At 60.6% G+C, this 25,749-nt stretch carries 31 protein-coding genes, 1 tRNA gene and 1 pseudogene; 20 read left to right on the top strand and 13 right to left on the bottom strand.

The window, feature by feature from the left end; all coding sequences use genetic code 11:
* Positions 1–32: 32 nt before the first annotated feature.
* Together GRI58_RS05010 and GRI58_RS05005 are read left to right on the top strand one after the other, a co-directional pair.
* On the top strand, positions 33–1,067 hold the full coding sequence (locus GRI58_RS05010) for a mannose-1-phosphate guanylyltransferase (protein WP_160752488.1): 1,035 nt from the start codon (positions 33–35) through the stop codon (positions 1,065–1,067).
* Complete coding sequence (locus tag GRI58_RS05005; RefSeq protein WP_160752487.1) at positions 1,064–1,855, top strand: class I mannose-6-phosphate isomerase; 792 nt, start codon at positions 1,064–1,066, stop codon at positions 1,853–1,855. Before GRI58_RS05010 ends, GRI58_RS05005 begins: the two co-directional genes overlap by 4 nt.
* A 9-nt stretch (positions 1,856–1,864) precedes the next feature.
* Here GRI58_RS05005 and GRI58_RS05000 read toward each other — a convergent pair whose 3' ends face one another.
* From GRI58_RS05000 to GRI58_RS04970, 7 genes are all read right to left on the bottom strand, one after another.
* Positions 1,865–4,435, bottom strand: a complete 2,571-nt coding sequence (locus GRI58_RS05000) for an HWE histidine kinase domain-containing protein (RefSeq protein ID WP_160752486.1) — start codon at positions 4,433–4,435, stop codon at positions 1,865–1,867.
* Positions 4,432–5,157, bottom strand: a complete 726-nt coding sequence (locus tag GRI58_RS04995; protein ID WP_160752485.1) for a biliverdin-producing heme oxygenase — start codon at positions 5,155–5,157, stop codon at positions 4,432–4,434. Before GRI58_RS04995 ends, GRI58_RS05000 begins: the two co-directional genes overlap by 4 nt.
* Before the next feature lie 49 nt (positions 5,158–5,206).
* Positions 5,207–5,509, bottom strand: a complete 303-nt coding sequence (locus GRI58_RS04990) for a polyhydroxyalkanoic acid system family protein (RefSeq protein WP_160752484.1) — start codon at positions 5,507–5,509, stop codon at positions 5,207–5,209.
* A complete protein-coding gene (locus tag GRI58_RS04985) occupies positions 5,509–6,270 on the bottom strand; it encodes a hypothetical protein (RefSeq protein ID WP_160752483.1) in 762 nt (253 codons plus the stop codon). The genes GRI58_RS04990 and GRI58_RS04985 overlap by 1 nt, the downstream gene beginning before the upstream one ends.
* Before the next feature lies 1 nt (position 6,271).
* Complete coding sequence (locus GRI58_RS04980) at positions 6,272–7,480, bottom strand: toxic anion resistance protein (RefSeq protein ID WP_160752482.1); 1,209 nt, start codon at positions 7,478–7,480, stop codon at positions 6,272–6,274.
* Between the two features lie 130 nt (positions 7,481–7,610).
* On the bottom strand, positions 7,611–7,982 hold the full coding sequence (locus GRI58_RS04975) for a response regulator (RefSeq protein ID WP_160752481.1): 372 nt from the start codon (positions 7,980–7,982) through the stop codon (positions 7,611–7,613).
* A gap of 77 nt (positions 7,983–8,059) precedes the next feature.
* Complete coding sequence (locus tag GRI58_RS04970; RefSeq protein WP_160752480.1) at positions 8,060–9,799, bottom strand: fatty acyl-AMP ligase; 1,740 nt, start codon at positions 9,797–9,799, stop codon at positions 8,060–8,062.
* 129 nt (positions 9,800–9,928) lie between these two features.
* On the opposite strand from GRI58_RS04970, the gene GRI58_RS04965 reads away from it, so the two are divergent.
* The 3 genes from GRI58_RS04965 to GRI58_RS04955 all read left to right on the top strand — a co-directional run bounded on the left by GRI58_RS04965 (position 9,929) and on the right by GRI58_RS04955 (position 11,609).
* On the top strand, positions 9,929–10,528 hold the full coding sequence (locus tag GRI58_RS04965; RefSeq protein WP_160752479.1) for a regulatory protein RecX: 600 nt from the start codon (positions 9,929–9,931) through the stop codon (positions 10,526–10,528).
* Positions 10,529–10,671: 143 nt separating this feature from the next.
* Entirely contained in the window at positions 10,672–11,067 is a 396-nt protein-coding gene (locus GRI58_RS04960; protein ID WP_160752478.1) for an NADH:ubiquinone oxidoreductase subunit NDUFA12, read from the top strand.
* Between the two features lie 5 nt (positions 11,068–11,072).
* Positions 11,073–11,609, top strand: coding sequence for a DUF2155 domain-containing protein (locus GRI58_RS04955; RefSeq protein ID WP_160752477.1), 537 nt, complete (start codon positions 11,073–11,075; stop codon positions 11,607–11,609).
* On the opposite strand, the gene aat is transcribed toward GRI58_RS04955, so the two are convergent.
* Positions 11,504–12,238, bottom strand: a complete 735-nt coding sequence (gene aat / locus GRI58_RS04950; RefSeq protein WP_160752476.1) for a leucyl/phenylalanyl-tRNA--protein transferase — start codon at positions 12,236–12,238, stop codon at positions 11,504–11,506. The two genes, GRI58_RS04955 and aat, sit on opposite strands and share 106 nt — an antisense overlap.
* 107 nt (positions 12,239–12,345) lie before the next feature.
* Here aat and GRI58_RS04945 point away from each other — a divergent pair.
* The 6 genes from GRI58_RS04945 to GRI58_RS04925 all read left to right on the top strand — a co-directional run bounded on the left by GRI58_RS04945 (position 12,346) and on the right by GRI58_RS04925 (position 15,539).
* Positions 12,346–12,421, top strand: a tRNA-Trp gene (locus GRI58_RS04945).
* Positions 12,422–12,508: 87 nt separating this feature from the next.
* Entirely contained in the window at positions 12,509–13,711 is a 1,203-nt protein-coding gene (locus GRI58_RS04940; protein WP_160752475.1) for a glycosyltransferase family 87 protein, read from the top strand.
* 9 nt (positions 13,712–13,720) lie between these two features.
* Entirely contained in the window at positions 13,721–13,870 is a 150-nt protein-coding gene (locus tag GRI58_RS15405) for a hypothetical protein (protein WP_202386812.1), read from the top strand.
* 225 nt (positions 13,871–14,095) lie between these two features.
* On the top strand, positions 14,096–14,302 hold the full coding sequence (gene secE / locus GRI58_RS04935) for a preprotein translocase subunit SecE (RefSeq protein WP_160752474.1): 207 nt from the start codon (positions 14,096–14,098) through the stop codon (positions 14,300–14,302).
* A gap of 38 nt (positions 14,303–14,340) precedes the next feature.
* Positions 14,341–14,877, top strand: a complete 537-nt coding sequence (nusG, locus tag GRI58_RS04930) for a transcription termination/antitermination protein NusG (RefSeq protein ID WP_160752473.1) — start codon at positions 14,341–14,343, stop codon at positions 14,875–14,877.
* A 305-nt stretch (positions 14,878–15,182) separates the two neighbouring features.
* Positions 15,183–15,539 carry a TauD/TfdA family dioxygenase gene (locus GRI58_RS04925; protein ID WP_160752472.1) on the top strand — a complete coding sequence of 119 codons (357 nt, stop codon included), beginning with the start codon at positions 15,183–15,185 and terminating at the stop codon, positions 15,537–15,539.
* 53 nt (positions 15,540–15,592) lie between these two features.
* On the opposite strand, the gene GRI58_RS15915 is transcribed toward GRI58_RS04925, so the two are convergent.
* Entirely contained in the window at positions 15,593–15,835 is a 243-nt protein-coding gene (locus tag GRI58_RS15915) for a magnesium chelatase subunit ChlI family protein (protein ID WP_419957026.1), read from the bottom strand.
* A 32-nt stretch (positions 15,836–15,867) separates the two neighbouring features.
* Positions 15,868–16,223, bottom strand: a pseudogene (locus GRI58_RS15910) (magnesium chelatase domain-containing protein); the annotation flags it as partial.
* 280 nt (positions 16,224–16,503) lie between these two features.
* Between GRI58_RS15910 and rpmH the strand changes: the two are divergent.
* The 5 genes from rpmH to yihA all read left to right on the top strand — a co-directional run bounded on the left by rpmH (position 16,504) and on the right by yihA (position 19,862).
* Positions 16,504–16,638 (top strand): 50S ribosomal protein L34, encoded by a 135-nt coding sequence (gene rpmH / locus GRI58_RS04915; RefSeq protein ID WP_119514694.1) that lies wholly within the window; start codon positions 16,504–16,506, stop codon positions 16,636–16,638.
* 136 nt (positions 16,639–16,774) lie between these two features.
* On the top strand, positions 16,775–17,128 hold the full coding sequence (gene rnpA / locus GRI58_RS04910; protein WP_202386811.1) for a ribonuclease P protein component: 354 nt from the start codon (positions 16,775–16,777) through the stop codon (positions 17,126–17,128).
* A complete protein-coding gene (gene yidD, locus GRI58_RS04905; protein WP_160752470.1) occupies positions 17,125–17,334 on the top strand; it encodes a membrane protein insertion efficiency factor YidD in 210 nt (69 codons plus the stop codon). Before rnpA ends, yidD begins: the two co-directional genes overlap by 4 nt.
* Before the next feature lie 67 nt (positions 17,335–17,401).
* Complete coding sequence (yidC, locus tag GRI58_RS04900; RefSeq protein WP_160752469.1) at positions 17,402–19,192, top strand: membrane protein insertase YidC; 1,791 nt, start codon at positions 17,402–17,404, stop codon at positions 19,190–19,192.
* Between the two features lies 1 nt (position 19,193).
* Entirely contained in the window at positions 19,194–19,862 is a 669-nt protein-coding gene (yihA, locus tag GRI58_RS04895) for a ribosome biogenesis GTP-binding protein YihA/YsxC (RefSeq protein ID WP_160752468.1), read from the top strand.
* Positions 19,863–19,933: 71 nt separating this feature from the next.
* Here yihA and GRI58_RS04890 read toward each other — a convergent pair whose 3' ends face one another.
* Together GRI58_RS04890 and GRI58_RS04885 are read right to left on the bottom strand one after the other, a co-directional pair.
* Positions 19,934–20,680 (bottom strand): PEPxxWA-CTERM sorting domain-containing protein, encoded by a 747-nt coding sequence (locus GRI58_RS04890; protein ID WP_160752467.1) that lies wholly within the window; start codon positions 20,678–20,680, stop codon positions 19,934–19,936.
* A gap of 142 nt (positions 20,681–20,822) precedes the next feature.
* Positions 20,823–21,242: a VOC family protein gene (locus GRI58_RS04885; protein ID WP_160752466.1), complete on the bottom strand. Its 420-nt coding sequence runs from the start codon at positions 21,240–21,242 to the stop codon at positions 20,823–20,825.
* 107 nt (positions 21,243–21,349) lie between these two features.
* Here GRI58_RS04885 and GRI58_RS04880 point away from each other — a divergent pair, with 107 nt between their 5' ends.
* Together GRI58_RS04880 and GRI58_RS04875 are read left to right on the top strand one after the other, a co-directional pair.
* Positions 21,350–22,018, top strand: a complete 669-nt coding sequence (locus GRI58_RS04880; RefSeq protein WP_160752465.1) for a glutathione S-transferase family protein — start codon at positions 21,350–21,352, stop codon at positions 22,016–22,018.
* The gene (locus tag GRI58_RS04875; RefSeq protein WP_160752464.1) at positions 21,979–22,872 is read left to right on the top strand and encodes a S1/P1 nuclease; all 894 of its coding nucleotides are present in this window, start codon (positions 21,979–21,981) and stop codon (positions 22,870–22,872) included. The genes GRI58_RS04880 and GRI58_RS04875 overlap by 40 nt, the downstream gene beginning before the upstream one ends.
* On the opposite strand, the gene GRI58_RS04870 is transcribed toward GRI58_RS04875, so the two are convergent.
* A complete protein-coding gene (locus tag GRI58_RS04870) occupies positions 22,869–23,336 on the bottom strand; it encodes a cupin domain-containing protein (RefSeq protein ID WP_160752463.1) in 468 nt (155 codons plus the stop codon). The two genes, GRI58_RS04875 and GRI58_RS04870, sit on opposite strands and share 4 nt — an antisense overlap.
* 28 nt (positions 23,337–23,364) lie before the next feature.
* Here GRI58_RS04870 and dapE point away from each other — a divergent pair, with 28 nt between their 5' ends.
* On the top strand, positions 23,365–24,489 hold the full coding sequence (gene dapE / locus GRI58_RS04865) for a succinyl-diaminopimelate desuccinylase (RefSeq protein ID WP_160752462.1): 1,125 nt from the start codon (positions 23,365–23,367) through the stop codon (positions 24,487–24,489).
* Between the two features lie 21 nt (positions 24,490–24,510).
* Positions 24,511–25,749, top strand: coding sequence for a dicarboxylate/amino acid:cation symporter (locus GRI58_RS04860; protein ID WP_160752461.1), 1,239 nt, complete (start codon positions 24,511–24,513; stop codon positions 25,747–25,749).

Here is a 25,749-nt window from a genome sequence, read left to right as displayed (position 1 = left end):
AACACATCGGCTTCCATGATTAGGGTGCGCCTATGGCGAGAATCTATCCAGTTGTCCTGTGCGGTGGGAGTGGCACGCGCTTGTGGCCGCGGAGCCGCAAGGCGCGACCCAAACCCTTCCTCCCCCTGATTGGCCCGCGCACGCTGTTTCAGCAGAGCCTCGACCGGGTGGCCGATCCCAATCTGTTCGCCACGCCAACCATAGTCGCCGGGAAAGCGCATATCGCGCTCGTCGAAGAGCAGGCGCAATCCTCTGGCGATGCGCGGTTGATCGTTGAGCCTGCAGCCAAGAATACCGCGCCTGCCATCGCGTTGGCTGCCCACGCATTGCCACCTGATGCCATCATGCTGGTTTGCCCAAGCGACCACTATATTGCTGATGAAGCCGCTTTTCTGGCCGGAGTTGAAAAGGCATCCGAACTGGCGGATCAGGATTTCATGGTCGCTTTCGGCATAGAGCCGACGAGACCGGACACAGGTTACGGCTATATCCGCAAGGGGGCGCAGCTTGGGCCGGGCTTTCGTGTTGATCGCTTTGTCGAAAAGCCGGACGAGGAGACCGCAAGAGGCTTTCTGGCTAGTGGCGATTTCGTGTGGAACGGCGGTATTTTTGCTTTCCGTGCGGGTGCCTTCTTGGCAGAGCTTGCGGCGCATCGCCCTGAGATGGCCGAGCTTGTTTTGCAATCTTTCGGCGAAGCAGAGCGGCGTGGATGGCAGATTCATCCGGCAGCAAATCCCTTCGCCGGTATCGCAGGGGAATCTGTTGATTATGCGGTGATGGAACATACAGACCGCGCCGCGGTGGTGGCCGCCGATATGGGTTGGTCGGATATCGGCAATTGGGAGGCGCTGATGGACGCGCGCGGGTGCGACAAGGACGGCAACCATGCGTTGGGCTCCGCAGACTTTTCGGGATGTCGCAATGTAATGGTCGACACCGACGGTGTGCGTGTTTCGGTTGTTGGCCTTGAGGACGTCATAGTCGTGGTCGATGGAGACGAGGTGCTGGTGACCTCGCGCGCCGGCGCGCAATCGGTCGGCAAGCTGCCGGGAGCGGCGCAACAATGAAGCTCGAAACGATCACCGTCGAAAAGGTTTGGGGCAAGCGAAACATACCTGCGCCATTCCACAATGACGGTAACAAGCGGATCGGGGAGATATGGTTCGACCCGCCAGCTGAACTCGATCGGGTGCTGGTCAAATATCTCTTCACGAGCGAGAACTTGTCGGTTCAAGTCCACCCGTCCGATGCGCAGGCCGATGCGGGTGGGGCGGGCAAAGAGGAATGCTGGCTGGTGCTGGATGCTGAACCTGGTGCCCGGCTAGCCATTGGTTTCGACGAAGTGCTCGATGAACAGGCGATGCGCGATGCCGCTCTGGACGGTTCGATCGAGAATTTGCTGAGCTGGCATCCGGTAAAGCGAGGAGATTTCTTCTATCTTCCCGCGGGTACCGTTCATGCCATCGGCGGAGGGCTGACGATCGTTGAGATCCAGCAGAACAGCGATATTACCTATCGTCTCTACGACTACGGCCGCCCGCGCGAACTACACCTCGATGAAGGTTTGGCAGTTGCGCGTGGTCAACCCTATCCCGACGCATTGAAGCGGCATGTCGGGCTGACCGACAGCGTCACACTGGTCGATGGGCCTTTTTTTCGCTTCACACATTGCAGCGGGTCACCCGACCCATCGCAACGTGACGCCCATGGTGGACCGTTGCTGGTGCTTCCGCTGGATAGCGACGTTGCCGTTGCTGGTCAGGCTTTGGCTGCGGGAGAATGCGGCCTGGCGGATCGAATTGACGATGTCGTATTCAGCGATACGGGCCGCACATTGCTGGTGTCCCAGCTATAGCGCCCGTCGTCACTCCACAGCCGACATTTCCGCATAGGATGCAAGCAGACGGGCAAGCTCCGCTCGCCCATAAGGTTTGACGAGCAAGCCGCGTGCACCGATTTCATCGAGCCGATCGACCATTTCGCCATAACCCGTGGCCAGCCAGAACGGGATATCTCTCTTAACCAGTTCGCTTGCAAGTCGTTCGCTGGATTCCATGCCGAGATTGTAATCCAGCACCGCCAGATCGAAACTGCGCTGCTCCAACTCCTTGAGTCCGGCTGCGACCGAACTTTGAGTCGCAACATGCTCTACTCCCAGATCGTGCAGGCATTCTTCGGTGTCGAGCGCAATGATCATGCTGTCTTCGATCAACAGCACCGATTTTGCGTTGTGATTCATGGTCTTGTTCCCCATCCCGGCTTTGCGCTGGACCCTCGCATCCGGCAAGGCTTTGGCTGGCACACATGTCACGAAACGTCCGGGGATCCAGAATTCCGCTTCAACCCCGGCGAGTTTGTATTGGAGAGTGGCTCTGCCATTCAGCTCGAACGGGATCGATTTTTCGATGATAGTCGTGCCAAATCCGCGTCGTTCGGGGGGTTTCACAGGTGGTCCGCCGCGTTCTTTCCACCTAATTGTCATGCCTGATGGATCACATTCGACATTGATCGAAAGCTGTCCGCTGCGATCGCACAGCGAGCCATATTTGGCCGAATTCGTGATCATCTCGTGGATCACCAAGGCCAACACTGTGTAGGCTTCGGGCGCGATCAACGCGTCGTCACCGCTAATATTTACACGATCTAGCTTGCCGGAAAGATACGCTTCGGACTCCGATTCGACCAATTCTCCAAGCGAAGCGGGCGACCAGTTCTGCCGTGTGATATTGTCGTGCGCGATCGCTAGCGCATTGATCCGTCCGCCGATGACCTGTGCATAGTGCTCGATACCGATGACCTCATGGCGCGACTGCTTGATCAGCCCGCTTATCAGGTTGAGGATATTGCGGACCCGGTGATTGAGCTCGGCAATCAACAGTTCCTGTTGTTGCTGCGCTTTCGCCCGTTCCTGAACGGCTTCGTCGGTGAGGCGCAGGATAACCTCGAGCAGCGTGATCCGAAGGCTTTCGGCAATTTGTCTTTCCGTTGCCGTCCATTCGCTCGATCGGCCGCGCACCGATTCCTGCCAAGCTTCAAAGCTCTTGCGAGGCGTCAGTCTTTCACCATGAGGGCCGGTTTCTACAGACTTCACCGGTTCGCCCGCCCAAGTGACGATTTGCCGCAGTTCCTTGCGCCACAGGACAAAATAATCCCGCGGGCTGCGAGAAACCGGAATCACCAATGCCCCCACCACGTTTTCGGCAAAAGCTTCGGCTGCAGGTATCATGTCGAGCAATCGGTTCGTGGCGAGCACCCGACTTGTGGCAGTAGCATTCATTGTCGGTATGAGCGCCATGAACTGCTCTTGGGTCGGCGCAGCCCCATGGACTTCATATTTGCCATCGATAAAGACACTTACGCCATCATGCGGTAACGCCTTGCGGATGATGGGGCGCAGGTTCGGGAGGCTTTCGAGCAGGGAGTGCCCACCGGCCAACGCTCGCATCAGCCGATCATGCAATTCTCGTCCGGTTTCCTGGAATTCGACTTTTTCTCGACCCTGATAGCTTTCGATTATCAGCGAAAAGAGTTCCGAAAATAGCTCTGCACCGGTCCGCAGCGCGCAAGGCAGCACCTTCGCACTGTAGTGATGGCAAGCGAATAGCCCCCACAGTTTTCCCTGCACGATGATCGAGATCGAAAGCGATGCCCCGACCCCCATATTCTTGAGATACTCGATATGAATAGGAGATACGGCTCGCAACGTGCTCATGCTGAGGTCCAGCGGCGAGCCGTCGATGAGAGTTGCCGGTTCGATCGGGACCGGTTCGGAATTTATATCGCTTATGATCCGGAAACGGTTGCGAAGGTATAGCGCGCGCGCCTGCTGCGGAATATCTGTATGCGGATAGCGCAGGCCAAGAAATGCCTCCAGCTGATCTTCTCGTGCTTCGGCAATGACGTCGCCGCTCCCGTCTCCGTGGAAACGGTAGACCATCACGCGATCAAAGCCGAGCATGGCCTTGAGCCGATCCGCTGCGCCCTGGCAAATTTCACGGAGATCATCGATCCCCTCAAGCTGGCGAATCAAGGGCTGCAACAAGCGTAGCTGGCGGTCGAAGCCTTCGCCGCTGCTCGGCTCGAACTCGATCACTACGAGGTGGTCGGAGATGTGGATGGCACAATCAAATAAGCGCTTATCGCCGACTAGCTCAAGCGCGAAAATTCGTTCGACGTTGCTCCTCTCATCGAGGCTGGCGGTGGCGAGCTTGATCGCTGTCGTCGCCTCAATGGTGAAGAAATCGCCAAGGCGATGACCTGGGGTAACGTCGCTCGATATCCCAAGGATAGCGGACGCGTTGACCGATCGCTGCGCGACAATCCAGTCGTTGTTGACCGTTATCAGGCCGCCGAAATCCTGAATTGCGCCCAACTGATGGATAGGTTCACGGTCGCAATTGGTAAGGTCGACCGCTTTGGGATCGTATTCGCTCACGCAGCCTCCAGCAAAAGCGGTCCATCGGTAAAGGCGGTGAGATAGCAATTGAAAACCGCTTTGGCGGCCTTGATGGCTGGCCGGGCCTCGGCGGCCGTCACTTCGCGATTGAGCGATGGAATCACGCGCGAGAAATACTCTGCCTGTGCCGGGTCTGTAAGAAAGCGATTGGCTTTCATCAGGCCAGCCCGGCGACGGCGTGTCACCATGGTACGATTTCCCAGCGACGATCCGCCGATCGCCCACGCGACGCCGAGCGGATCAATACGCTCAGGCATAAGCAGATTTGCGCACGCCGGGAGCGGCACACCGAGATCGGCCAGATCGCTGGACAAATTTGCCAAGGCGCTGGGGATTTGCAATCCATCGGACAGATTGCCAGCCGCCCAGTCCTCGATGGCGCATCTCACGGAAAATTGGATTTTCAGAAAATCCGCATATTCGGCGTCATCACCGAGAGCGAGCGGCGCAAGCGACCTGTCGAGCCGGTCATGCAAATCTCTTGTGTGCAGCTTTAAATGATGCCTTAGCGTTTCGGCTCGAGCCTGCGTCATGGAATGTAATTCCCTCCCTTTGGCCTGTCCAAATAAGGCCCACCCCTTTTTTGCGGCAAATTTCGACTTTGCACCACATACCGGGGCGATGTGGAAGAGTTCGAATGATTGCTGTAGCGACAACTGCCCAGTTACTGAGCAGTTCCCGGTAAATACCGGGCTTTCCATGAGCTTGTGATTGCGATCGACGGCGTGAGAGCGCCCGTCCGGAAAAATTCTATTTCTTTTCGAGCAGTTTCTGCCCCTTTTCGCGGATCGCGCCGGCAACCATAGGTTCAACGAAGGACAGAGCGGCAGGCAAATCCACCTCGAAAACCACCTGGTGTTCCTCGATCAGTACACGTCCGGTAATGCCTTGGCCCATGGCTTTGACTGCCAGCGTCATCGTATCTTCATCGGGCCACGCGGTATCAACCTGTGCCATCCCGCCAGGAATGAAATTGCTGATTTCATGGCTGCGCGAATGCAAGCGGCGACGCACTTCTTCGCGCGGCAATTGGTGGGCGATGGGCACGCGCATCAGCTCTTGTCCTCCAGTACGGGTGCGCCGTCGTCGGCGGTGCCGAACTTGTAATCAAGATAACGGTGCTTGATCGCCAGATCGTCGAGCGAACCCTCGGCGAGTTGGCGGGTGATCGAATCGATTTCATGGCTGATCGTGCCAAGGCTCTGGGTCAGTTGATCGTCGGGGGTCGACCCGCCGCGCTCCTCACGTCGCAGATTGGCGGGAATGCGGCGATAGCTGTCGATCATTTCGGGCAGTTGTTCGCCCACGAGGCTGCGGATCTCCCGCGCCTTGGGATGCCGCTGGTCGAGCCCTTCGAGCTGTAGCCCCAGACCATCGAGCTGAACCCCGATCGTGTCGACCAGCTTGGCGGCCGGCGGTGGCAGGGCGGGGCGTTGCGCCTCGAGCCACAGCTCGGTCCGACCGACGAGCTTCTGCACGTCGTCTCCGCGCGTAATGTCAGCCCGCTTCGGTGTCTTGAGCCGCGGAAAATTGCCGAAAATCCCGACCGCGACGATCGTGGCGACAATCAGGGCGAGGACACCGAGGATACCGATGCCGTTAAGGATTGCGCCGAGCACGCCGCCTGCCACCCAAATGGCGAAAATCGCCAGAATGACGTTGCGCAGGCGGGCGATAAGGTTGTTGCGCTTGAGTTGCGCCGATCCCTTGCCGATCGACGGGGCACGCCGATGTCGGCCGCCTTCGCGGTTGTCGCGGACCAATGCCCGACCTTGCTCGAGCAGGCGATCGCTCTCGCGGGTCAGGTCAGGCATTTCAGCTCTCCGCAGTCAGCAGGTTGGATTCGCTGACCTGGCTTTGTGCCTGCGACTGGCCCTCGGCGCGTGCGATGTAGCCACGCGATTTTTCGACCTCGTTGGACAGCGTGTTGACCGTCTGCTTCATCGAATCGAGCGCCTTCAGCTTGAACGCATCGACCTCGTCCATCGTGTCATAGATGTTTTGGAAGGCGCGCTGGAGCGTTTCGAGCGGGATCGTGCTGGCGGCGGCCTGCTGATGGATCTTGCCGGTCTGGTCGCGCAGCATGGTTGAGGTAGAATCGATGATGCCAGCAGTGGTTTCGTTCAGCGCGGTGATCTGCCCAAGCACCAGCCGCTGGTTGGTCATCGCCTCGGCCACGGTCACTGCGGTGCGCAGCGCAGCGACGGTGGTGGTGCTGGCGCGATCGACCCCCTTCACCAGTTCGACGTTGTTCTTCTTGACCAGATCCAGCGCGAGATAACCCTGTACGCTGACCGCCATTTGTGTGAGCAGGTCCTGCGTGCGCTGACGGACGTAGAACAGTGCGGTTTCGCGGATCGCCTTGGCCTTGGCCGGATCGGTCGCGTCGAGATCCTCGGCCTTCTCCTCGAGCTTCTCGTCCAGCGCCTTGGAAATATGGACCATCTGTTCGAGATTGCCCATCGCTTCCCACAACTTCTGCCGCTCGACGTCGATCGCGGCGTTGTCCATCAGCAGTTCGTCCTTGCCGCTGGCAAGGTGGGTCAGGATATCCTGAATATGCGTTTGCGCGCTCTGGTAGCTGCGGAAATAATTGGTGAGTTTGTTGCCGAAAGGGATGATGCCAAGGATCTTGCGAGTGCCCGACAGCTTGCCCCGCTTGCCCGGATCGAGATCTTCGACCACGCGGCGCAGCTCGGCGAGATTGGCGCCGACGCCTTCATCCTTGTCCATCGCGCGTACCGGTCGGTCGAGAAAGCGGTTCGACTGACCCGCGGCATTGGCAATTTCCTTGCGACCCATATTGGTCAGCTGGTCGACCTTCTTGCCGAATTCGGGCGAATTCGCGTCCTGCGCCACTAGTTCGTTGACGAAGGCATCGACCTTGGTCTGGAGCTTGGTCTTGACCTCGTCAGACACCGGAACCAGTCCTGACGCCTTTTCCGGGGCGACCTGTGGCACAGGATCGGGCGGCGTCAGCTCGAGGTCCGTCGCGGTGGCGGTGGTGGTTTTGGTTTCGCTCATGTGGACGCTCGCACTCCCGTTGCGGGCCGAAGCCCCTCACATTACCCTGTATTAGATATCTAAGACACAGGCTTCAAGGGTTTGCGTGAGTTTGCCGACATGATTTGCCGGGCCGCAGCGGACTAGCAAGTCAGGCTATTGCGCAGGAGAGAGTATCGACGATAGCCCTGCTCTGGGCGGGCTTGTCGAGCTTCGCGCAGACGCTCAAATGTTCGGGAAAATCCACATCGCTGCAATTGGCGCTGACGAACACGATCGGAATGCCGCGCGCATTCAGGGACTGGGCGAGCGGCCAGACCTGTTCATCGCCCAGATTGATATCCAGCAACGCTCCGTCGATGCTGGCACTTTCCAACAATGCAAAGCCTGTCGCGAGGTCGAGCGCCGGGCCGACCGGAATCGCTCCCCATTGCTCGACAATCGATTCGATTTCGAACGCCAGCAGAGCGTTATCCTCGACGATCAATATTCGCTTGCCTGACAGGTTTACTGCTTCCGTCATGCCCTGCCTTATAATCCACCTGGCTTTAACAATTGATATAAGCCGTGATGGTTCCCGCTGAAACGATAGAACAGATCTCAGGCGGCGACAGGCAGCTTGATCGGCTCGATCTCGCCAGCGAGATACAGGCGTTTGGCTTTGGCCCGGCTTAGCTTGCCCGAACTCGTGCGCGGCAAGGTGCGGGGTGGCACCAACTCGACCACGCAGGCCATGCCTGTGACCGAGCGCACCTTGTCAGCGATCTCGTCACGCAGGCGAATGCGCTCCTCGGGATCGGAGACGCGGCAATGCACCAGCACCGCCGGTGCTTCCTCACCGGTTTCGGTTTCGACTGCGAAAGCGGCGATGTCGCCGTGGTTGAAGCCGGGCAGCTGCTCGACCGCCCATTCGATATCCTGCGGCCAGTGATTTTTGCCGTTGATGATGATCATGTCCTTCGCCCGCCCGACGATGAACAGATAGCCTTTGGCCATATAGCCCATATCGCCGGTATCGAGCCAGCCATCGACCAGACAATCGTCGGTTGCTTCTTGATTGCGGAAGTAGGAATGCATCACGCTCTTGCCGCGGCACCAGACCTTGCCGATCTGGTGATCGCCCTTGATTTGTCCGGCCTCGCCGCGAATTTCCACTTCCATACCCGGAAGCGGCTTGCCGCAATTGACGATCGCGCGATAGCGTGCGGGTCGGTCGAGCGAACGCGGCTGGCCCGAAAGGCGCTCTTCTTCGACCAGCTCGACGCGAATGCCTTCTCCGGGCGGCATAACGGTTACCGCCAGAGTCGATTCAGCGAGACCATAGCTTGGCGTGAACGCCTTGGCCTTGAACCCGGCACCGGCGAAAGCGTTGACGAAATTCTGCATGACGTCGGGCCGGATCATGTCCGCGCCATTGCCCGCCGTGCGCCAGCGCGACAGGTCGAAACGGTCGGCAACATTGCTCTGGCTGGATATCCGGCGCGCGCAGATGTCATAACCGAAAGTCGGCGAATAGCTGAGCGTATTGCCTGTGTTCCGGCTGATGAGGTCCAGCCAGGCCAGCGGACGTCGCGCGAAGTGCTCAGTCCGCAGGTAATCGCAGCTCACTTGATTGGAAATCGGCGAAAGGAAGCAGCCGACCAACCCCATGTCGTGATACCAGGGCAGCCAGCTGACAACGCGATCGTTTTGGCCAAGGCCCATTGCCGTGGCATGGCCGAAGAGATTGTGCAGCAACGCTTCGTGCGTCACGGCAACGCCGGTTGGAAAGCGGGTCGAGCCGCTGGAATATTGCAAGTAGCAGATGTCGTCCGGCGAGGATTGCGGCAGATCGCAGGGTGTGGCGGGGATCTCCGAGAAATCCTCCCAGCTCATGCCCTCACATTGCTGACGCTGTGCGGCAGCGTCGGCGATCTCGGCGATTTCGGCGGGATAGAGCAATATTTTCGGGTCGCAGCTCTGAAGCTGGACGGCAAGCTGCTCGATATAGTTTTCCTTGCCGCCGAAAGTCGTCGGCAGCGGAAGCGGCACCGGCCATGCCCCGGCGTAGACGCAGCCGCAGAACAGCGCCGCAAATTCCGGTCCGGTCTCGGCCACCAGTGCGACGCGATCATCCTTGGCAATGCCATGGGCAACCAGGCGTCGGGCCATGGCCAGTGCATCCTCGCGCATCTCGGCGAAAGGGTAAGCCCTCTCGAGTTGTCCACGCATGTCGTGAAAATTGAGCCCCTTGGCGCTCAAGGCGGCATAGTCGATTGCCTCGCAGAACGTGGAGAAGTCGGACCTGCGGCGTGGCAGATCACAATCGTTCGGCGTCGGCGTCAGTACGGCGTCGGTCATAGGCTAAAGCGATACCCGTTTTTCTTCTGTACCTTGGCGGTGGCCCCCAAATGTCCCATTTATGCCGTTCCTCCGGCTCAGGTCATCAAACTTTCCCATTTGATAAGGTTTGTGGCACGAATATGGCAAATGAGCCAGCCCGTTTACTCCAGACGTCGTGCAAAACGCAAACCCCAGCCACTCGATCCCGCGCGGATGGAGGAGCTAGCTCTGGCTTATGTGGCGCGTTTTGCGACCTCGTCGGGTAAGCTTCATGCCTACCTCGAGCGCAAACTGCGGGAACGCGGCTACGTGGATGAGCAGGAAGGTGGGGAACCGCCTGATATCGTCGCCGTCGTCACGCGGTTCATCGACAAAGGGTATGTCGATGATGCGGGCTACGCACGCTCGAAGGCGCGCGGATTGTTGCAGCGCGGATATGGCGCGCGACGGGTCGGGCAGGCGCTGACCGCAGCCGGGATCGCACCCGATCTGCGTGCCGAGGTGGACCCTGGCGAAGCCGAGCGGCGCGAGGCTGCGATCGCCTATGCCCGTCGTCGCCGGTTCGGGCCATACAATGCGGCATCCGCCCACGAAAACGACGGGGACTCGCTCGAACGTCGCAAGCAGCGCGATAAACAGGTGGCCGCGATGCTTCGCGCCGGTCACGATCTGTCGGTTGCCGTTGTGGTAATCGATGCCGCAACACTCGGCGAACTCGATCAATGGGTTGCCGAGGTGCGGGAATAATGCCGATCGCGAGAAATCACGCATTCAACGAAGGCCAAGGCACGCCGCGCACCGATAGGTGTTCGAGGAAAGGCGCAATTCTGCGCTCGGCGCTTGGCGATCGCTCACTAATCGGCTAGGCGCGCGCCCATGGGACTTATCGCATGAGCATTCTCGGAAAGATCTTCACCTGGTGGGATGGTGCGACCATCGGCACTTCGCTGTTCACCGCCCGCCATGGCGAGCAGGTCGGCACCGATGCACAGGGCAATGAATATTATCGGTCCAAGGCCAAGGGCGACGGCCGTGAACGGCGCTGGGTGATCTATAACGGATCGAACGACGCCAGCCGCGTTCCCGCCGAATGGCACGGCTGGTTGCATGGTGCTGGTGAAGGCGTTCCCGAAAGCAATCTTCCGCCCGCACATATCTGGGAAGCCGATTATTCGCCCAACGCCACCGGAACGCAGGCCGCCTATCGCCCAGCCGGCGCGTTGGAGCGCGGAGGTCAGCGCGCGAGCGCGACCGGCGATTACGAAGCCTGGTCCCCGGACACCTGAAGGCGATGCGCCGGGCTGCTGTTCTTGCTGTGCCGGTGCTGCTGGCCGCCTGTTCGAAGGCGCCGCCGCCGCCGCGCCCGGACGAAACCTCGATTCCCAAGGATATCGAGCAGCAGGCCCCGCTGCCCAAGCAAACCGAGGGTGAGAATGGCGGTACGCCGCTCAAGGATCGGGTGGCCACGCTCGGCCTGCTCAACAAGCGCAACAATATCGAGCAGGATCTCAAGATGAAACCGGGCGAGACGCGCCGCATCGGCGATGTCATCGTGCGGCTGGAGAGCTGTGAGAACACCGCTCCCTGGGAAATGCCCGAGGAAACCGGCGCCTTCGTGCAGGTCTTCGTGCGCCAGAATCACAATTCGGAAAATTTTGCCAAGATCTTTTCCGGCTGGCTCTTCAAGCAATCGCCCAGCCTCAATGTCGTTCAGAACCCGATCTACGATGTCTGGGTCAAGAATTGCTCGATGCGTTTTCCCGGCGAAGCGGCACCAAAACCGTCTTCGTCGCCTTCGCCTGCATCCACCAGCTCTCCCAGCGCCTGAGGCAGGCTGCATCGCGGGGTTCCCTGCGCGGACTGGACTCGTTTAAGGTAGTCTTGCTGAGCAATCGTCACCGCACCGAGCGAGGCGAGGTGATCGGTGATGAACTGGCAATCGAGCAATCGGTAACCTGCCTGCCTTAGTCCGGCCACCAGCCAGGCGAGCGCCACCTTGCTGGCATCGGTCGCACGACTGAACATGCTTTCGCCGCAAAACACCCGATCAAAGGCTACGCCGTACAGGCCGCCTACGAGTTGCTGTTCGCCAGCTTGGTCCTGGCTCCAGCATTCGATCGAATGGGCATGACCACTCGCGAACAGATCGCGATAGCTCGCTTCGATTCGTTCGCTGATCCAGCTTTCGGCCAGCTCTTCGCGCGGGGCGGCGCAGGCTGCGATAACTCCGGCAAAATCGGCATCGCAAGTGACCCAGAACCGGTCTCTCCGCAGAGTCTTGGCAAGGCTGCGCGACAGGTGGAAGCCATCGACCGGAATGATCGCGCGTTCGCGCGGTTCGACCCAGAAAACCTCTGGATCGTCACGGAAATCGGCCATCGGGAAGATGCCCGCGCGATAGGCCCGCAGCAGTAGCTCGGGCGGTATGCGGTCAACGGGGCGGGCGGGCGAATGCATCTTGGTGACCGTTTGGGGTATTGGGAGCCGTGGCGCAACAAGTTGCAATCTGGTTTGACGCCACCTTGCCAAGCCCGTCCGGTGCAGCTAGGGGCGCGGCCTGCTGCAGGGGTGTAGCTCAGCTGGTAGAGCATCGGTCTCCAAAACCGAGGGCCACGGGTTCGAATCCTGTCACCCCTGCCATTTCCTTCGACGAGCCGACCATTTTCCCCAATCCAGCGGCTCCGCCTGCTGGCGGGCACGTGCAGCGCGCGGTAGGCAATCTGCGCAATGGAACTAGTGATCGACTTCCTGCGCGAGGCGCGCTGGCTCGATTCGGGGCGCGTGCGTGGATATGCAGTGCTGATCGGGATCGCTTCGCTCGCCATTTTCGCACTGTCCTATCGCGACGCTATCGGCCCGGTCGGCAGCGACTTTCTCGCTTTTTGGGGCGCGGGCCATGTCGCCGCGGCGGGCAATCCGGCTGCTGCTTACGATCTGGCGGTCCAGCAACAGGTCCAGACAGCAACCGCCTCGACCAATTATTTCGCCTTCGTCAATCCACCACCGTTCCTGTTCATGGCGACGCCGTTCGGGATGCTGCCCTATCCGGCGGCATGGCTTGCATGGGTGGTGCTGGGCTTCGCATTGTGGGCGTGGGTCAGCATCCGTGCCTTTCCGCGCTTATGGCTGCTGGTGCTGATCTATCCCGGCGCACTGGTCGAGGCGATCCACGGGCAGGCCGGCTTCGTAACCGGTGCCGCATTGGTTTATGCAGCAACTCGGCTCGATCGCCGCCCGCTGGCCTCGGGTGCGGCGATCGGGACTTTGCTGATCAAGCCGCATCTGGCTTTGCTTCTTCCGTTCTGGCTCGCAACAGGGCGGCGTTGGCTTGTATTTGCGGCGGCGTCAGCCAGCATCGTCATTCTGGTGCTGGCAAGCTGGGCGGCGTTCGGCAGCAAGACGATGTTGGCCTACCCGGAAAGTTGGGCGGCGAGCCGGGCGATCATGACTTATGCACCGGTAGCTTTTTTGCTGCGGCTAAGCAGTTTTTATGCCCAGACGCGGATCTATTTCGGCGAGCCGATCGCGCTGATCGTGGGCGCGCTGGTGCTGTTGGCGATGCTGGCGGTGGCGCTGCTCGCATGGCGGCGATTCGGGAATGACTGGCGCGGCAGTGGTGCGTTGGTTCTTGCCGCTACGGGAATCGCCTCTCCCTATCTGTTCAACTACGATCTTCCGTTTCTAGTCATGCCGACGCTGTGGTTGGTGGAGCAGGGCCTCGCGCGTGGATTCAGGCCATACGAGAAGCTCGTTCTTGTCGCGCTCTTCTTTGCGCCCTTCGCCACGCGTGCGGCGGCTTTGCCGCTCGGGCTCAACCTGATGCCTTTCGCCTGCCTCGTCCTGATGTGGTACGTGTGGTCGCGAGGCCCGGAACCCGTTGGACTCTCCGAGAGTTTGAATGGGGATGGCGGTGCGGTCCGCATTGCTTAGAGGTCGATCATGTCCAACCTACCCTTTCACAGCAGCTCCCCCGATCGCTGGTCCAAACCGCGCGGCTATAGCGATTCGGGCATGCGTCGGCTGGTGCATGGTCCGATCCAGCCGATTGAACGGCCCAGCTTCCTCGAACGATTGTTCGGCGCGCGGTAACGCTCAACCGGTTTGGCATTTGCGGTTTCGCCGCCGGGAATGGCGGCGGAATCGCAGTACCTTGTGAACATCGTCTTGCCTTTGACGCGGTGCCCGCCTAAAGCTGCGCCCGCTTTCCGAGCATCGCCGGACCGTTTTCAGCCCTCCCGGACTTGATCCGGGGCGGCGCAGACCCCATCGATGAGCGGTAATTGGACACGCACGTAGGACGCAGGGATAAATTCAATGGCCGAAAAGACCCGCAAGACATCGCCGGCCGAGTTCCTGAATCAGGTTCGCGCCGAAACGCGCAAGGTCGTCTGGCCGACGCGCGAGGAGACGATCAAGACCTCGATCTTCGTCTTCATCATGATGCTGATCCTGTCGCTGTTCTTCCTCGGTGTCGATTCGCTTTTCAGCGCCGTGGTCAGCTGGCTGCTCAGCCTCGCCTGATCGCCGCTGCCCCGCATCTGACAGGATAATTCATTCGTATGGCACGCTGGTATATCATCCACGCTTATTCCGGGTTCGAGAACAAGGTTCGCGATGCGATCATCGCCGAGGCCGAAAGGCTGGGCCTGTCCGACGGTGTGGAGCAGGTCGAAGTTCCGACCGAAACCGTGACCGAAATCAAGCGCGGCAAGAAGGTCCAGATCGAACGCAAGTTCATGCCCGGTTACGTGCTGGCCAAGCTGGCGATGACCGACGACATCTACCACCTCGTCAAGAACACTCCGAAGGTGACCGGTTTCCTGGGCACCAACAACAAGCCGCAAGCCATTTCGGAGAAAGAAGCCGCGCGCTATTTCGGCGGCGTCGAAGAGGCCAAGGCCGCACCCAAGAAGCAGGTCAGCGTCGACTACGAGATCGGCGATCAGGTCAAGGTGCTCGACGGTCCCTTCGCCAGCTTCAACGGGCTGGTCGAGGAGCTCGATTTCGACAAGCAGAAGGTCAAGGTGTCGGTTTCGATCTTCGGCCGCGCGACCCCGGTCGAACTGGAATTCGAACAGGTCGAACTGGTCAAGTAAACGCGCTTCACAGCGTATGAATAGGGGCGCTGCCGTCATTGCGGTAGCGCCTCTTTCCTTTGCTTCGGACCATCGCGGGCTTCTCAATGGCGGTCGCTGTCTAAGACCTTTTCAGCATGGCAGCGCTGTGGTAGAACATTGCCAATGACTAATCCGCGAAACGACGGATCTGCATTGGAGAGAGATGGTGGAGAGAGCCAATATCGATGTAACCCGGTGCCCGCTGCTCGCGCTCTGCGCGCTCGATGCGGCGGCGCTGCTGCTGGTTCTGTTAGTGTTGTTTCTGCTGATCTAAGCCGAGATCAATGGGCGTTGAAGATCGGACCATGGCTTCGTTCCGATCTTGCCGATACCTTGGCAATGGTGTCGCCAGACTCTGCAATTCGATTGCATCACCAGTAGACGATATGAGCGAAATCGCTTCACGAGCCGCTTTCAGGGGCTTGTCGAGCCGGGAAAGCGACTGGCTGCGCCACCACCTGTTAGATCAGGCAATAGTTCCCGAATATCAGTGCCGTTTTCGATGGCGCGTCGGATCGCTCGCCTTTGGGGACAATCGCGCCGCAAAGCATCACGCAGCGCCAGTTTATTATCCAGCCATACGGAGCACGGAGCACGGAGCACGGAGCGCGGAGCGCGTAACGAGTAACGAGTGCGGGTGATGGACCTTTCTATCGCGACGAACGCACAGTCTGAGGCGAGGGCATCCAGACCTTCATGCGCGGGGCGGTTGGCGCCTGTAACTCAGCGCTTCGGCCACATGCACTCGGCCTATCGTGTCGACTCCAGCCAGATCGGCGATCATGCGCGATACCCGTAGCGTGCGCGTATAGCTGCGAGCCGATAGTCGCATCACAGCAGCGGCTTGCATCAGCAATTGCTGACCCGCCTTGTCGGGCGTTGCGACGCGCTCCAGCGCCTCGCCTTCAAGCTCGGCGTTGCTCCGTGCATTGGTCATCTCGATACGCGAGGTCTGGAGTGAGCGGGCCTTGGCGAGCCGACGATTCGCGCATCGAGGGAAAGCTCGCCTACCGCGAGAAAATCACCCAGTTGCTCGGCATCGGTAACGCCTAACGCTGCCAGCGGAGCCAGCGCGATCGGCAGATCGTAATAGCTGCCTTCATTGGGCAGGTCTGCGTGTGACAAATTGATGGTGATCCGTTTGGGCGGCAGCGCCAGACACATCGCGGAAAGGGCCGCCTGCACCCGTTCGCGGCTTTCTCCGACGGCCTTGTCGGGCAGGCCGACGATGGCGAACCGCGGCAGGCGGGGGCAACCTGGCATTGTACTTCGACGCCGCGCGCCTCCAGCCCGAGATAAGCGACGGTTTGCACCAGCGCGACCATGATTGATACGACCCCCATTCGTGCAAGAGCCTGCTGTTGCGGCTCTTTTTCCCGGCGATTACATGGCGGCTTACAACTCTTGTGTCGAGTGCGTGCATGTTCGATCGGGCATGCGGCGGGCACGCAGCGAGGCAGGGAATCACTTGACCGCGGGCATGGACTTGCCTATGCGCGCGCTGCAAATGCGGTCGTTCGGCGACGGACGGCCCTTTTTATTGGTGCGACATATCGGGTAAGCCGGAATGCGCATCGCAAATGGATTTAAACAAGGAATCGCCCGATGAAGCGGACTTTCCAGCCCTCGAACCTCGTGCGCGCTCGTCGCCACGGTTTCTTTGCACGTAAGGCTACCCCCGGTGGCCGCAAGGTTCTGCGCGCTCGCCGCAAGCGCGGCCGCAAGACACTCTGCGCCTGATTTGACATGCGCACGCGCATCCGCGCGTGCGACCTCCTCGCGCCCTGCGGCGTTGCGGACGGCCAATCGGCTTTGCGGGCTCCCGGTGGGGGCCCGTTTGGCGTATGAGACATCTGTGAGCGAATCTATTTCTGTGATGCGCAAACGCGCCGATTTCCTCGCTGCCAATCGCGGTTTGCGTGTGGCGCGGCACGGTTTCGTGCTGCTGACGATGCCCAACGGCGGTCGGGGCACACGCTACGGCATCACCGTTACCAAGAAAATTGGCAATGCCGTGGTACGCAACCGGATGAAACGTCGGTTTCGCGAACTTTTGCGCAGTGCCTTGCCGGATCGTGGTTTAAGCGATCACGATCATGTGCTGATCGGGCGCGAAGGTGGGATTGAACGCGATTTTCAGGCGCTTGCGGGGGAACTCGATGCCGCACTTTCGCGCGCTGCGGCAGGCAAGGGCGATCCACCGCGTCGCGGCAGAGGCCCACGCCGGTGAAACATCCGCTTATCTGGATCGCGCGTGCCTGGCAGCTCGGCCCGAGCCGGATTCTCCCGCCCTCCTGCCGCTATTCGCCCAGTTGCAGCGAATACGCGATCGAGGCGATCACCAAATATGGCGCGATCAAGGGTGGATGGCTGGCGTTTAAGCGGTTAATGCGCTGCCACCCATGGGGTGGTTGCGGGTTCGACCCCGTTCCGTGACTGCCACTGTCTTGACATTATAATACACCTAGCCAGATTATCCGGACCACCGACGGAAGAGAATTCCTTGACCAATTCACGCAATCTCATTCTCGCTGCGGCTCTGTCGTTCATGCTGTTATTCGGTTGGGATGCGGTCGTGCGCTATCTCTACCCGCAACCGGCAACGCCGCCCGCAACCGCCACTGCGCAAGCGAGCGGCCAACCTGACGTCGGATCGCCGCAACCCGGTGACAGCCCCGCTTCGGTCGATACCGCCAAGATAGCGCATTCGCGTGCCGGTGGCCTGATGGATCCTAAGCAGATCGCGCTGGAGAAGGCCGATCTCAAGACCGCGCTGGCCTCGCCCGACCGTATCCCGATCGATGCGCCGCGTGTCGCCGGGTCGATCAACCTCGACACCGGCACGATCGACGATCTGGTGCTCAAGGACTACCGCGAGACGGTTGACAAGAACTCGCCGCCGGTCCGGCTGTTTTCGCCGCAAGGCACGCCCGCGCAGCAGTTCGCTGAGTTCAGCTTCCTCTTGAACGGCAAGCGCCTGCCTGCTGGCAAGTGGCAGGCCGATGGTACCAGGCTTACCCCGACGACGCCGGTAACCCTGCACCGGCAGGGCCCCGACGGCATCGGCCTGTCGATCAAGCTGTCCATCGACAAGGATTACATGATCCATGCCGATCAGAGAGTCGACAACAGCGGATCGACCAATGCGGTGGTGCAGCCGTTCGCACTGATCAATCGCACCGACCGCAACGCGAGCCAGGACCTGTGGATTGCGCATTCCGGTCCCATCGGGATGTTCAATGATGCGGCCGACTACGACGTCGATTACAAAGACCTTGGCGCAGGGCAGGTTTCATCGCCAACCGGCAAGATCGGCTGGATGGGCTTTACCGACATCTATTGGCTGAGCGCGCTCGTCCCGCAGGCCGGGGCTCAAGCCAAGGCCGACTTCCGTGGGCTGGGCGACAATCTCTTCCGCGCCGATCTGGTCTATTCGCCGATTTCGGTTCCCGCAGGCCGGGCGGCCTCTGTTACCACGCAACTGTTTGCCGGAGCCAAGGCGAGCGACATTCTCTCGCACTATGAAAAGGCCGGAATTCCGAAGTTCGATCTGGCCATCGACTGGGGCTGGTTCCGCTGGTTCGAACAACCGTTCCTGTGGTTGCTCAACCAATTGTTCCATCTCGCCGGCAATTTCGGCGTGGCGATCATCCTGCTGACGGTGATCGTGCGCGGGGCGCTGTTCCCGATTGCACAGAAACAGTTTGCTTCCATGGCTGCGATGAAAGCGATCCAGCCGCGCATGAAGGCGATCCAGGAGAAGTACAAAGACGACAAGATGAAGCAGCAGCAGGAGATGCAGAAGCTGTTCAAGGACGAAGGCGTCAATCCGCTCGCCGGGTGCCTTCCGATGCTGCTTCAAGCGCCGATACTGTTCGCGCTCTACAAGGTGTTCGTCCTGGCGATTGAAATGCGCCACCAGCCCTTCATCCTGTGGATCAGGGACTTGTCCGCGCCCGATCCGGCGACGGTCTTGAACCTGTTCGGCCTGCTGCCGTTCCACCCGACCGGCTTCCTGGCGATCGGCGTACTGGCATTGCTGCTCGGCTTCACCATGTGGCTCACTTTCCGCCTCAACCCGGCTCCGGCTGATCCGGTCCAGCAGAAGATGTTCTCGATCATGCCGTGGATGATGATGTTCGTCATGGCGCCGTTCGCCGCAGGCCTGCTGCTCTACTGGACCACCAGCAACCTGCTCACCATTGCCCAGCAGAAATATCTCTACTCGCGCCATCCGCAGTTGCGCGCAGCGGTTGAGAAAGAGCGCAAGGCGGTGAAGGCCGCGGCAGACTGACGTGACCGAGGCATCCACCGCCGAGCAGGAGCGCCGCGCTGCCGAAGCCGAGGAGCGGCGCGCTGCGGCGCTGTTCTCTGGCCGCGTGGACTTCCTTTTGTCGGCCCCCGCATTGAAGTTCCTGCCCGAACCCGATGTGCCGGAGATCGCCTTTTGCGGGCGCTCGAACGTGGGCAAGAGCACGCTGCTCAACGCCATTACCGGTCGCCGTTCGATCGCGCGTGCCTCGGTGACGCCGGGTCGCACGCAGGAACTCAATTTCTTCGAGGTCGGGCAACCAACGCAGCTGAGGCTCGTCGACATGCCGGGCTATGGCTTTGCCAAGGCACCGGTAAAAGTGGTTGAGCGATGGAAGCAGCTGGTGCGCACCTATTTGCGCGGGCGACATGTGCTGGCGCGCACGCTGGTGCTGGTGGACGCGCGTCACGGGCCAAAGGATGTCGACCGTGAGATGATGAAGATGCTGGACGAGGCGGCGGTCGGCTATCGCGTGGTGCTGACCAAGGCGGACAAGATCAAGGCGAGCGAACTTGCCGAAGTCGTCGCCCGGACAGAGGCCGAGGCGAAAAAGCATGTCGCGGCGTACCCGGTGCTGCATGTGACAAGTGCGGAGAAGGGCATGGGCATCGCTGCTCTGCGCGCTGCCGTGCTTTCCGACGCAGGCGTCTGAACCCGATACCAGCATGAAAAACGGGCCCCGACAAAACGTCGGAGCCCGCATTGTGTTTTCTTGCGATCTGATCAGGCGAAAGCGAGGTTGGTCGTCTTGCGCTGCTTGCGCAGGACGCCGCCGACCATGCCGAAACCGAGGATCATGAGCGCCCAGGTCGCCGGCTCGGGCACGGCGGACTGGTTGAAGTAGATCTGCGACTGGTTCGCGCCCTTGGCTGAGGTCAGCGTTCCGAACTGGAAGCCGGGCAGTACAGACCAGCTGCCGAGGTTATCGAGATAGGACTGGCCAAGGCCAATGGCGTTAGACTGTACCGATCCGTAATTGCCCATGCGGAAATCGCCGCTGCTGAGCGAGTAATTGCTGGTGCCGTTCTCGAATGCGATTTCCCACACCGCCATCTGGATCCCGGCGGAAATATCCTTTTGCTGGCCCAACGTGGCTGCGCTGGCGATATAGCCTGCGGTATTGCTCAGCAGCGCCTCGATCTGGGTCTGCTTGGTCAGGTCCGACAGGGCAAAGGCTTGCGCGTTGAAGCTGCCGGTATGCAAATAGTTGAGAATGTCGATGCAGTAGGTGTCAAAGCTGACCGGATCGTTGGTCGCTGTATCGACGCCTTTCAGGGTCATGCCCCCAACATACACATTCGCACTGGTGGTGCCTGCATTGCCGCCGATTCCGCCCGGGAAATAGATGATTTTGCCGGTCTCGAATCCGGGATTGCCGGCAATATTGGTAATCTTGACCGCAGCGTTGGCGGCGGTCGGGAGAGCCAGTCCGGCGAGCAGTGCGGCGGTGAAAGCGGTACGCAGTTTCATGATGGGAGACCTTTGCGACATTTGATTGCGTTCGCTTAATCCCGCTTATCGGCACCCGCTATATCGATAACCGCATCGTCCCGTATTTGAACAACTATTGGGGGAAAGCCTTACTTTGCCATTGAGGCTAAATTGTCGAAGCTTAACGCGCAAACAGGCTGGCGAGATTTTCGAACGCCTTGATCTCCAGCGCATTGCCGCTGGGATCGCGAAAGAACATCGTCGCCTGCTCGCCCGGTTCGCCCTTGAAGCGGATAGTCGGCGGGATCGCGAAGTCGATGTCGGCTGTCTCCAGCCTGTCTGCCAGCGCCTGCCAGTCTTCCATTGCCAGCACGACGCCGAAATGCGGCACCGGCACGCCGTGGCCGTCGACATGGTTGCTGGTCCGGTCGCCCGCTTCGCCCGGCGCGAGATGCGCAACGATCTGATGGCCGAAGAAATTGAAATCGATCCATTCGTAGCTGCTGCGACCTTCGGGGCAACCCAGCACTCCGCCATAAAAGGCGCGCGCAGCAGCAAGATCGTCGACCGGGAAAGCAAGATGGAATGGGCGCAGGCTCATGGCCAGCCTTGTAACGTCGCGATTTTACCGGACAAGCGCCCAAGCTGCGGCTCGACAGCGACGGGCGGAGGCTATAGGCGCGGCCATAATAAGCAAGGTAGCGGCGCATGAAACTCATCATCGGCAACAAGAATTACTCCAGCTGGTCCTTGCGCGGCTGGCTTGCGGCCAAGCAATCGGGCATCGGGTTCGAGGAAATCATCGTCCCGCTCTACGGCGAGGAATGGGAGGCGGTGAAGCAGGAGGATGGCGGTCTCCAGCCATCGAGCGGCAAGGTGCCGATCCTGTGGGATGGCGACACGGTGGTGTGGGACAGTCTCGCGATCCTCGAATATCTCGCCGACAAGGTCGGCCGCGACCGCTTCTGGCCGAAAAACGATACAGCGCGTGGCATGGCCCGCTCGATAGTCGCCGAAATGCATAGCTCCTACGCGGCGCTACGCAGCGAATGCCCGATGAATGTGCGCCGCCGGTTCGACGGTGTGCAACTGACCGACGCGGCCAAGCGCGACATTGTGCGCATACTCGGCCTGTGGGCTGAGGCTCGCGCACGCTTCGGTGCCGGCGGCCCGTTCCTGTTCGGCACTTTCGGCGCGGCGGACATCGTCTATGCGCCAGTCGTCAGCCGCTTCATCAGCTACCAGATCCCCGTCCCCGGCTTCGCGCTCGCCTATATGGAAGCGGTTTGGGAGCACGACTGGATGAAACAATGGATCGCCGCCTCGGAAAACGAAGAATGGGTCATCGCGCAATACGAATCTACCTCGCCCGCCTGATCGCCGGGATCGCCGCCGCATCGCTATTCCTGACGCCGCAGGTCGCGATGGCCTGGGGTTTCTTCGGGCACCAGACGATCGCGCGGATTGCGCTCGCCAACATTAAGCCGTCGACACGCAAGGCGATCGACAGGCTGTATCGCGCGGACCCGCTGCTGGGCACGCCGAAGTGTCCGATCCATGATCTGGCGCAGGCATCGGTATGGCCGGACTGCATTCGCAACGATCCGACCCGCTGGGGTTATACTTTCTCGTGGCATTACCAGACCGAGCCGGTCGACCAGCCTTACAATGCGCGTAAGAACTGTCCGGGCGAAGCCTGCGTCTCGGCGCAGATCACGCGCAATTACGCGCTGCTGGCGGACAAGCGCCTGCCTGCCAATGTCCGGCTGGAAGCGCTGGCGTTCCTCGTTCACTTCACCGGCGACATCCATATGCCGCTGCATTCGGGCGATGATGACGACAAGGGCGGCAACACACGCCATGTCGATTACGGAATCGTGAAAGGTGCCAACCTTCATTACGATTGGGACAACCCGCTGGCCGAGCGGGCTATCACGTCCGGCCCTTCGCTGGTGCGCAGATATTCCAAAGCCGAGAAAGCAAGGCTTGCGGGCGGGACACCGGCCGACTGGGGCCGCGAGAGTTGGGAAATCACCAAGGATTTCGTTTACCGCAATGCTTTCGGTCGGGAGCCGGGCGCAGGCACTATGCCCGATAAAGGTAAGCTGACCCAGCAGGCGATTACGGAAGCGGTTCCGGTCGCCCGCAAGCGGATCGAGCAAGCCGGGTTGAGACTTGCGCATTTGCTCGATGAGGCAATGGCGCCCGACGGGACGAAGTCGATCGGCTAGGGCGTACGGCGCGAGGGATAGCGTGTGCCATCCTTGCGGGCATACCCGTCTGGATCGAAGACGAGGTCGATATCGGGATATTCGCCAGAGTCCCTGTCTTTATCGCCGGCGCTGATCGCCACGAACACGCAGTTGCTCTCGCCGCGATTGTGCAGGCGGTGACCGTTTTCGATCCCGGCACGCCATGCCAGCACGTCCCCCGGCTTCACGACTGTCTCGCCATCATCCTCAAGTAATACGGCTTCGCCGCTCACCATGACCACCAGCTCGTCCTCCTCCCGGTGCCAGTGGCGTTGCGAAGAATAGGCGCCGGGTTTCAGCACGACATGGCTCGCACCCATTTTCGTGAGGCCCGCAGGCCGCGCGAGGCGGCGATACCAGCGTCCCTCGACCTCCGCGTCGAAAGGCGCGGGATAGCCTGTCGCATTGGTCTGCGGGATCGATTCAAGATCGAGCTTTGGCATGGCGTCCTCTCCTGCTAGCCGGGACAGGATGACCGAAGTTTTTGAGTTCGCCAAGCGCCTGATCGCCGCGCCTAGTGTTACCCCGGCGCGAGGCGCTGTGTTCGACGCGTTCGAGACGATAATCGCTCCGCTGGGTTTTACCGTCCATCGGTTCGTTGTCGGCGAAGCTCCCGACGGTCCGGTCGAAAATTGCTTCGCCATTCGCCATGGACCGGCAGGATCGCGTCACTTCGCCTTTGCGGGGCATCTCGACGTGGTGCCGCCGGGCGAAGGCTGGGCGAGCGGGGCATTCGAGCCGGAGATACGCGGAGGATTGCTCCACGGGCGCGGCGCAGTCGATATGAAGGGTTCGATCGCGGCCATGGTTGCGGCGATGACGGAGGTTCCGCAGGATGCGGGCACGGTCAGCTTCATCATCACCGGGGACGAGGAAGGCCCGGCGGTCTACGGCACGCGCGCATTGATCGACTTCATGCGCGAGCACGGGCACCAGCCCGACCTGTGCCTCGTCGGTGAGCCGACCAGCGTCAACCGCCTCGGCGACATGATGAAGATCGGGCGGCGCGGATCGGTCAATATCTGGCTCAGCGTCGACGGCACGCAGGGCCACGTTGCCTATCCGCATCTGGCGGACAATCCGATTCCGCGCCTCGTTGCGATGCTGGCCGAACTGGAAGCGCTGGTGCTCGACGAGGGGACCGACTGGTTCCAGCCCTCCAATCTGGAAATCACCGACATTCATGTCGGCAACCCGGCGCACAATGTCATTCCCGGCCGCGCCGAGGCGCGCATCTCGATCCGCTTTAACGATACACACAGCGGAGCCGAACTTGCCGGGATGATCACATCCATTGCCCGCAAGCATGGCGGCGAGGCGCGTCCGGTGATCTCGGGCGAGCCGTTTCTGACACCGCCGGGCGAATTTTCCGCGCTGGTGGCGCAGGCAGTGAAGGCCGAAACCGGGATCGAACCTGAAGCCTCGACCACAGGCGGCACATCGGATGCGCGATTCCTGCGCGCCGTGTGCCCGGTGATCGAATTCGGGCTGGTCAACGCAACCATGCACAAACGCGACGAGGCGGTGGCCATTGCCGACCTCGATACGCTAAGTCGCATTTATGCGCAGATTGCGCGCTCGGCGCTGGGCGCCTGATAATCGTCTGAGGGGACGCATATGTTGAAACGCTGGTTCGCCATTCCCTTGTGGCAGCGCGTGATTGCCGCGCTGGTTCTGGGCATCGCCGTTGGGCTGTTCTGGGGCCCTGGGGCCGAAAGCATCAAGATTATTGGCGACGTGTTCATCGCCTTCATCAAGATGCTGGTGGTGCCGCTGATATTCTTCAGCCTGGTTTCCGGCGTCGCCGCAATCGGCGACCTGCGCAAACTCGGCGCGGTCGGTGGGCGAGCGTTGCTGTTGTTCGTTGTGACCGGCCAGATTGCCGTGTGGCTCGGCCTGCTGCTGGGCACGGTCATCCAGCCGGGGATCGGGGTAAACACCGCCGGGCTCGATCTCGGGCCGACGCCGACGCCGAACGAGGCCACATGGCGCTCGATGATCCTCGGCATCGTACCGCAAAGCCCGGTGCAGGTGATGGCGGACGTCAATGTCCTGCCGCTGATCGTGTTCTCGCTGCTGATTGGCGTGGGCATATTGATGGCCCAGGAAGAGGGCGGGCCGGTACAGAAAATTTTCGATTCGGGCGCAGTCGTGATGCAGCATGTCACCATGGTGGTGATGGAGCTCACCCCGTTCGGCGTGTTCGCGCTGATGGCGTGGGTCGCAGGCACGCTCGGCTTCGATGCGCTGACTGCGCTCGCCAAGCTGGTTGCGCTCAACTACGTCGGCTGCCTGCTGATCATCGGGATCATGTATTCCGCCATGATCAAGTTCATGGCCAAGCTTTCGCCGGTCGACTTCTTCCGCGGTATCGTCGATGCGATGGCGGTCAGCTATTCGACCGCCAGCTCAAATGCGACATTGCCGGTGACGTTGCGCTGCGCGGAGCGCAACCTCGGCGTGTCGAATTCGGTGGCCAGCTTCGTTGTCTCGCTCGGCGCGACGATCAACATGAACGGCACCGCGATGTACCTGGGCCTGGCGACCTTGTTCGGCGCGCAAGTTTTCGGGGTGGACCTGACCTGGGGACAGTATTTCCTCATCTCGATCCTCGCGACACTCGGTGCAGTCGGGGCTGCGGGGATTCCCGGCGCGGGGCTGATCATGATGGCACTGGTGTTCGGCGCGGTCGGTGTGCCGCTGGAAACGATTGCCTTCGTAGCTGGGGTCGACCGGATCATGGACATGATGCGAACCACCACAAATGTCAGCGGCGATGCGGCGGTAGCGGTGACGGTGGCGCACATGACCGGCGAACTCGACCGGCGCGAACTGACCAGCGCGGACGATATCTAG

It is taken from the genome of Qipengyuania algicida (assembly GCF_009828025.1).
Taxonomy (GTDB): Bacteria; Pseudomonadota; Alphaproteobacteria; order Sphingomonadales; family Sphingomonadaceae; genus Qipengyuania; species Qipengyuania algicida.
The sequence above is the reverse complement of the archived record's forward strand: the minus strand, read 5'-3'. Positions and strand labels throughout refer to the sequence as shown.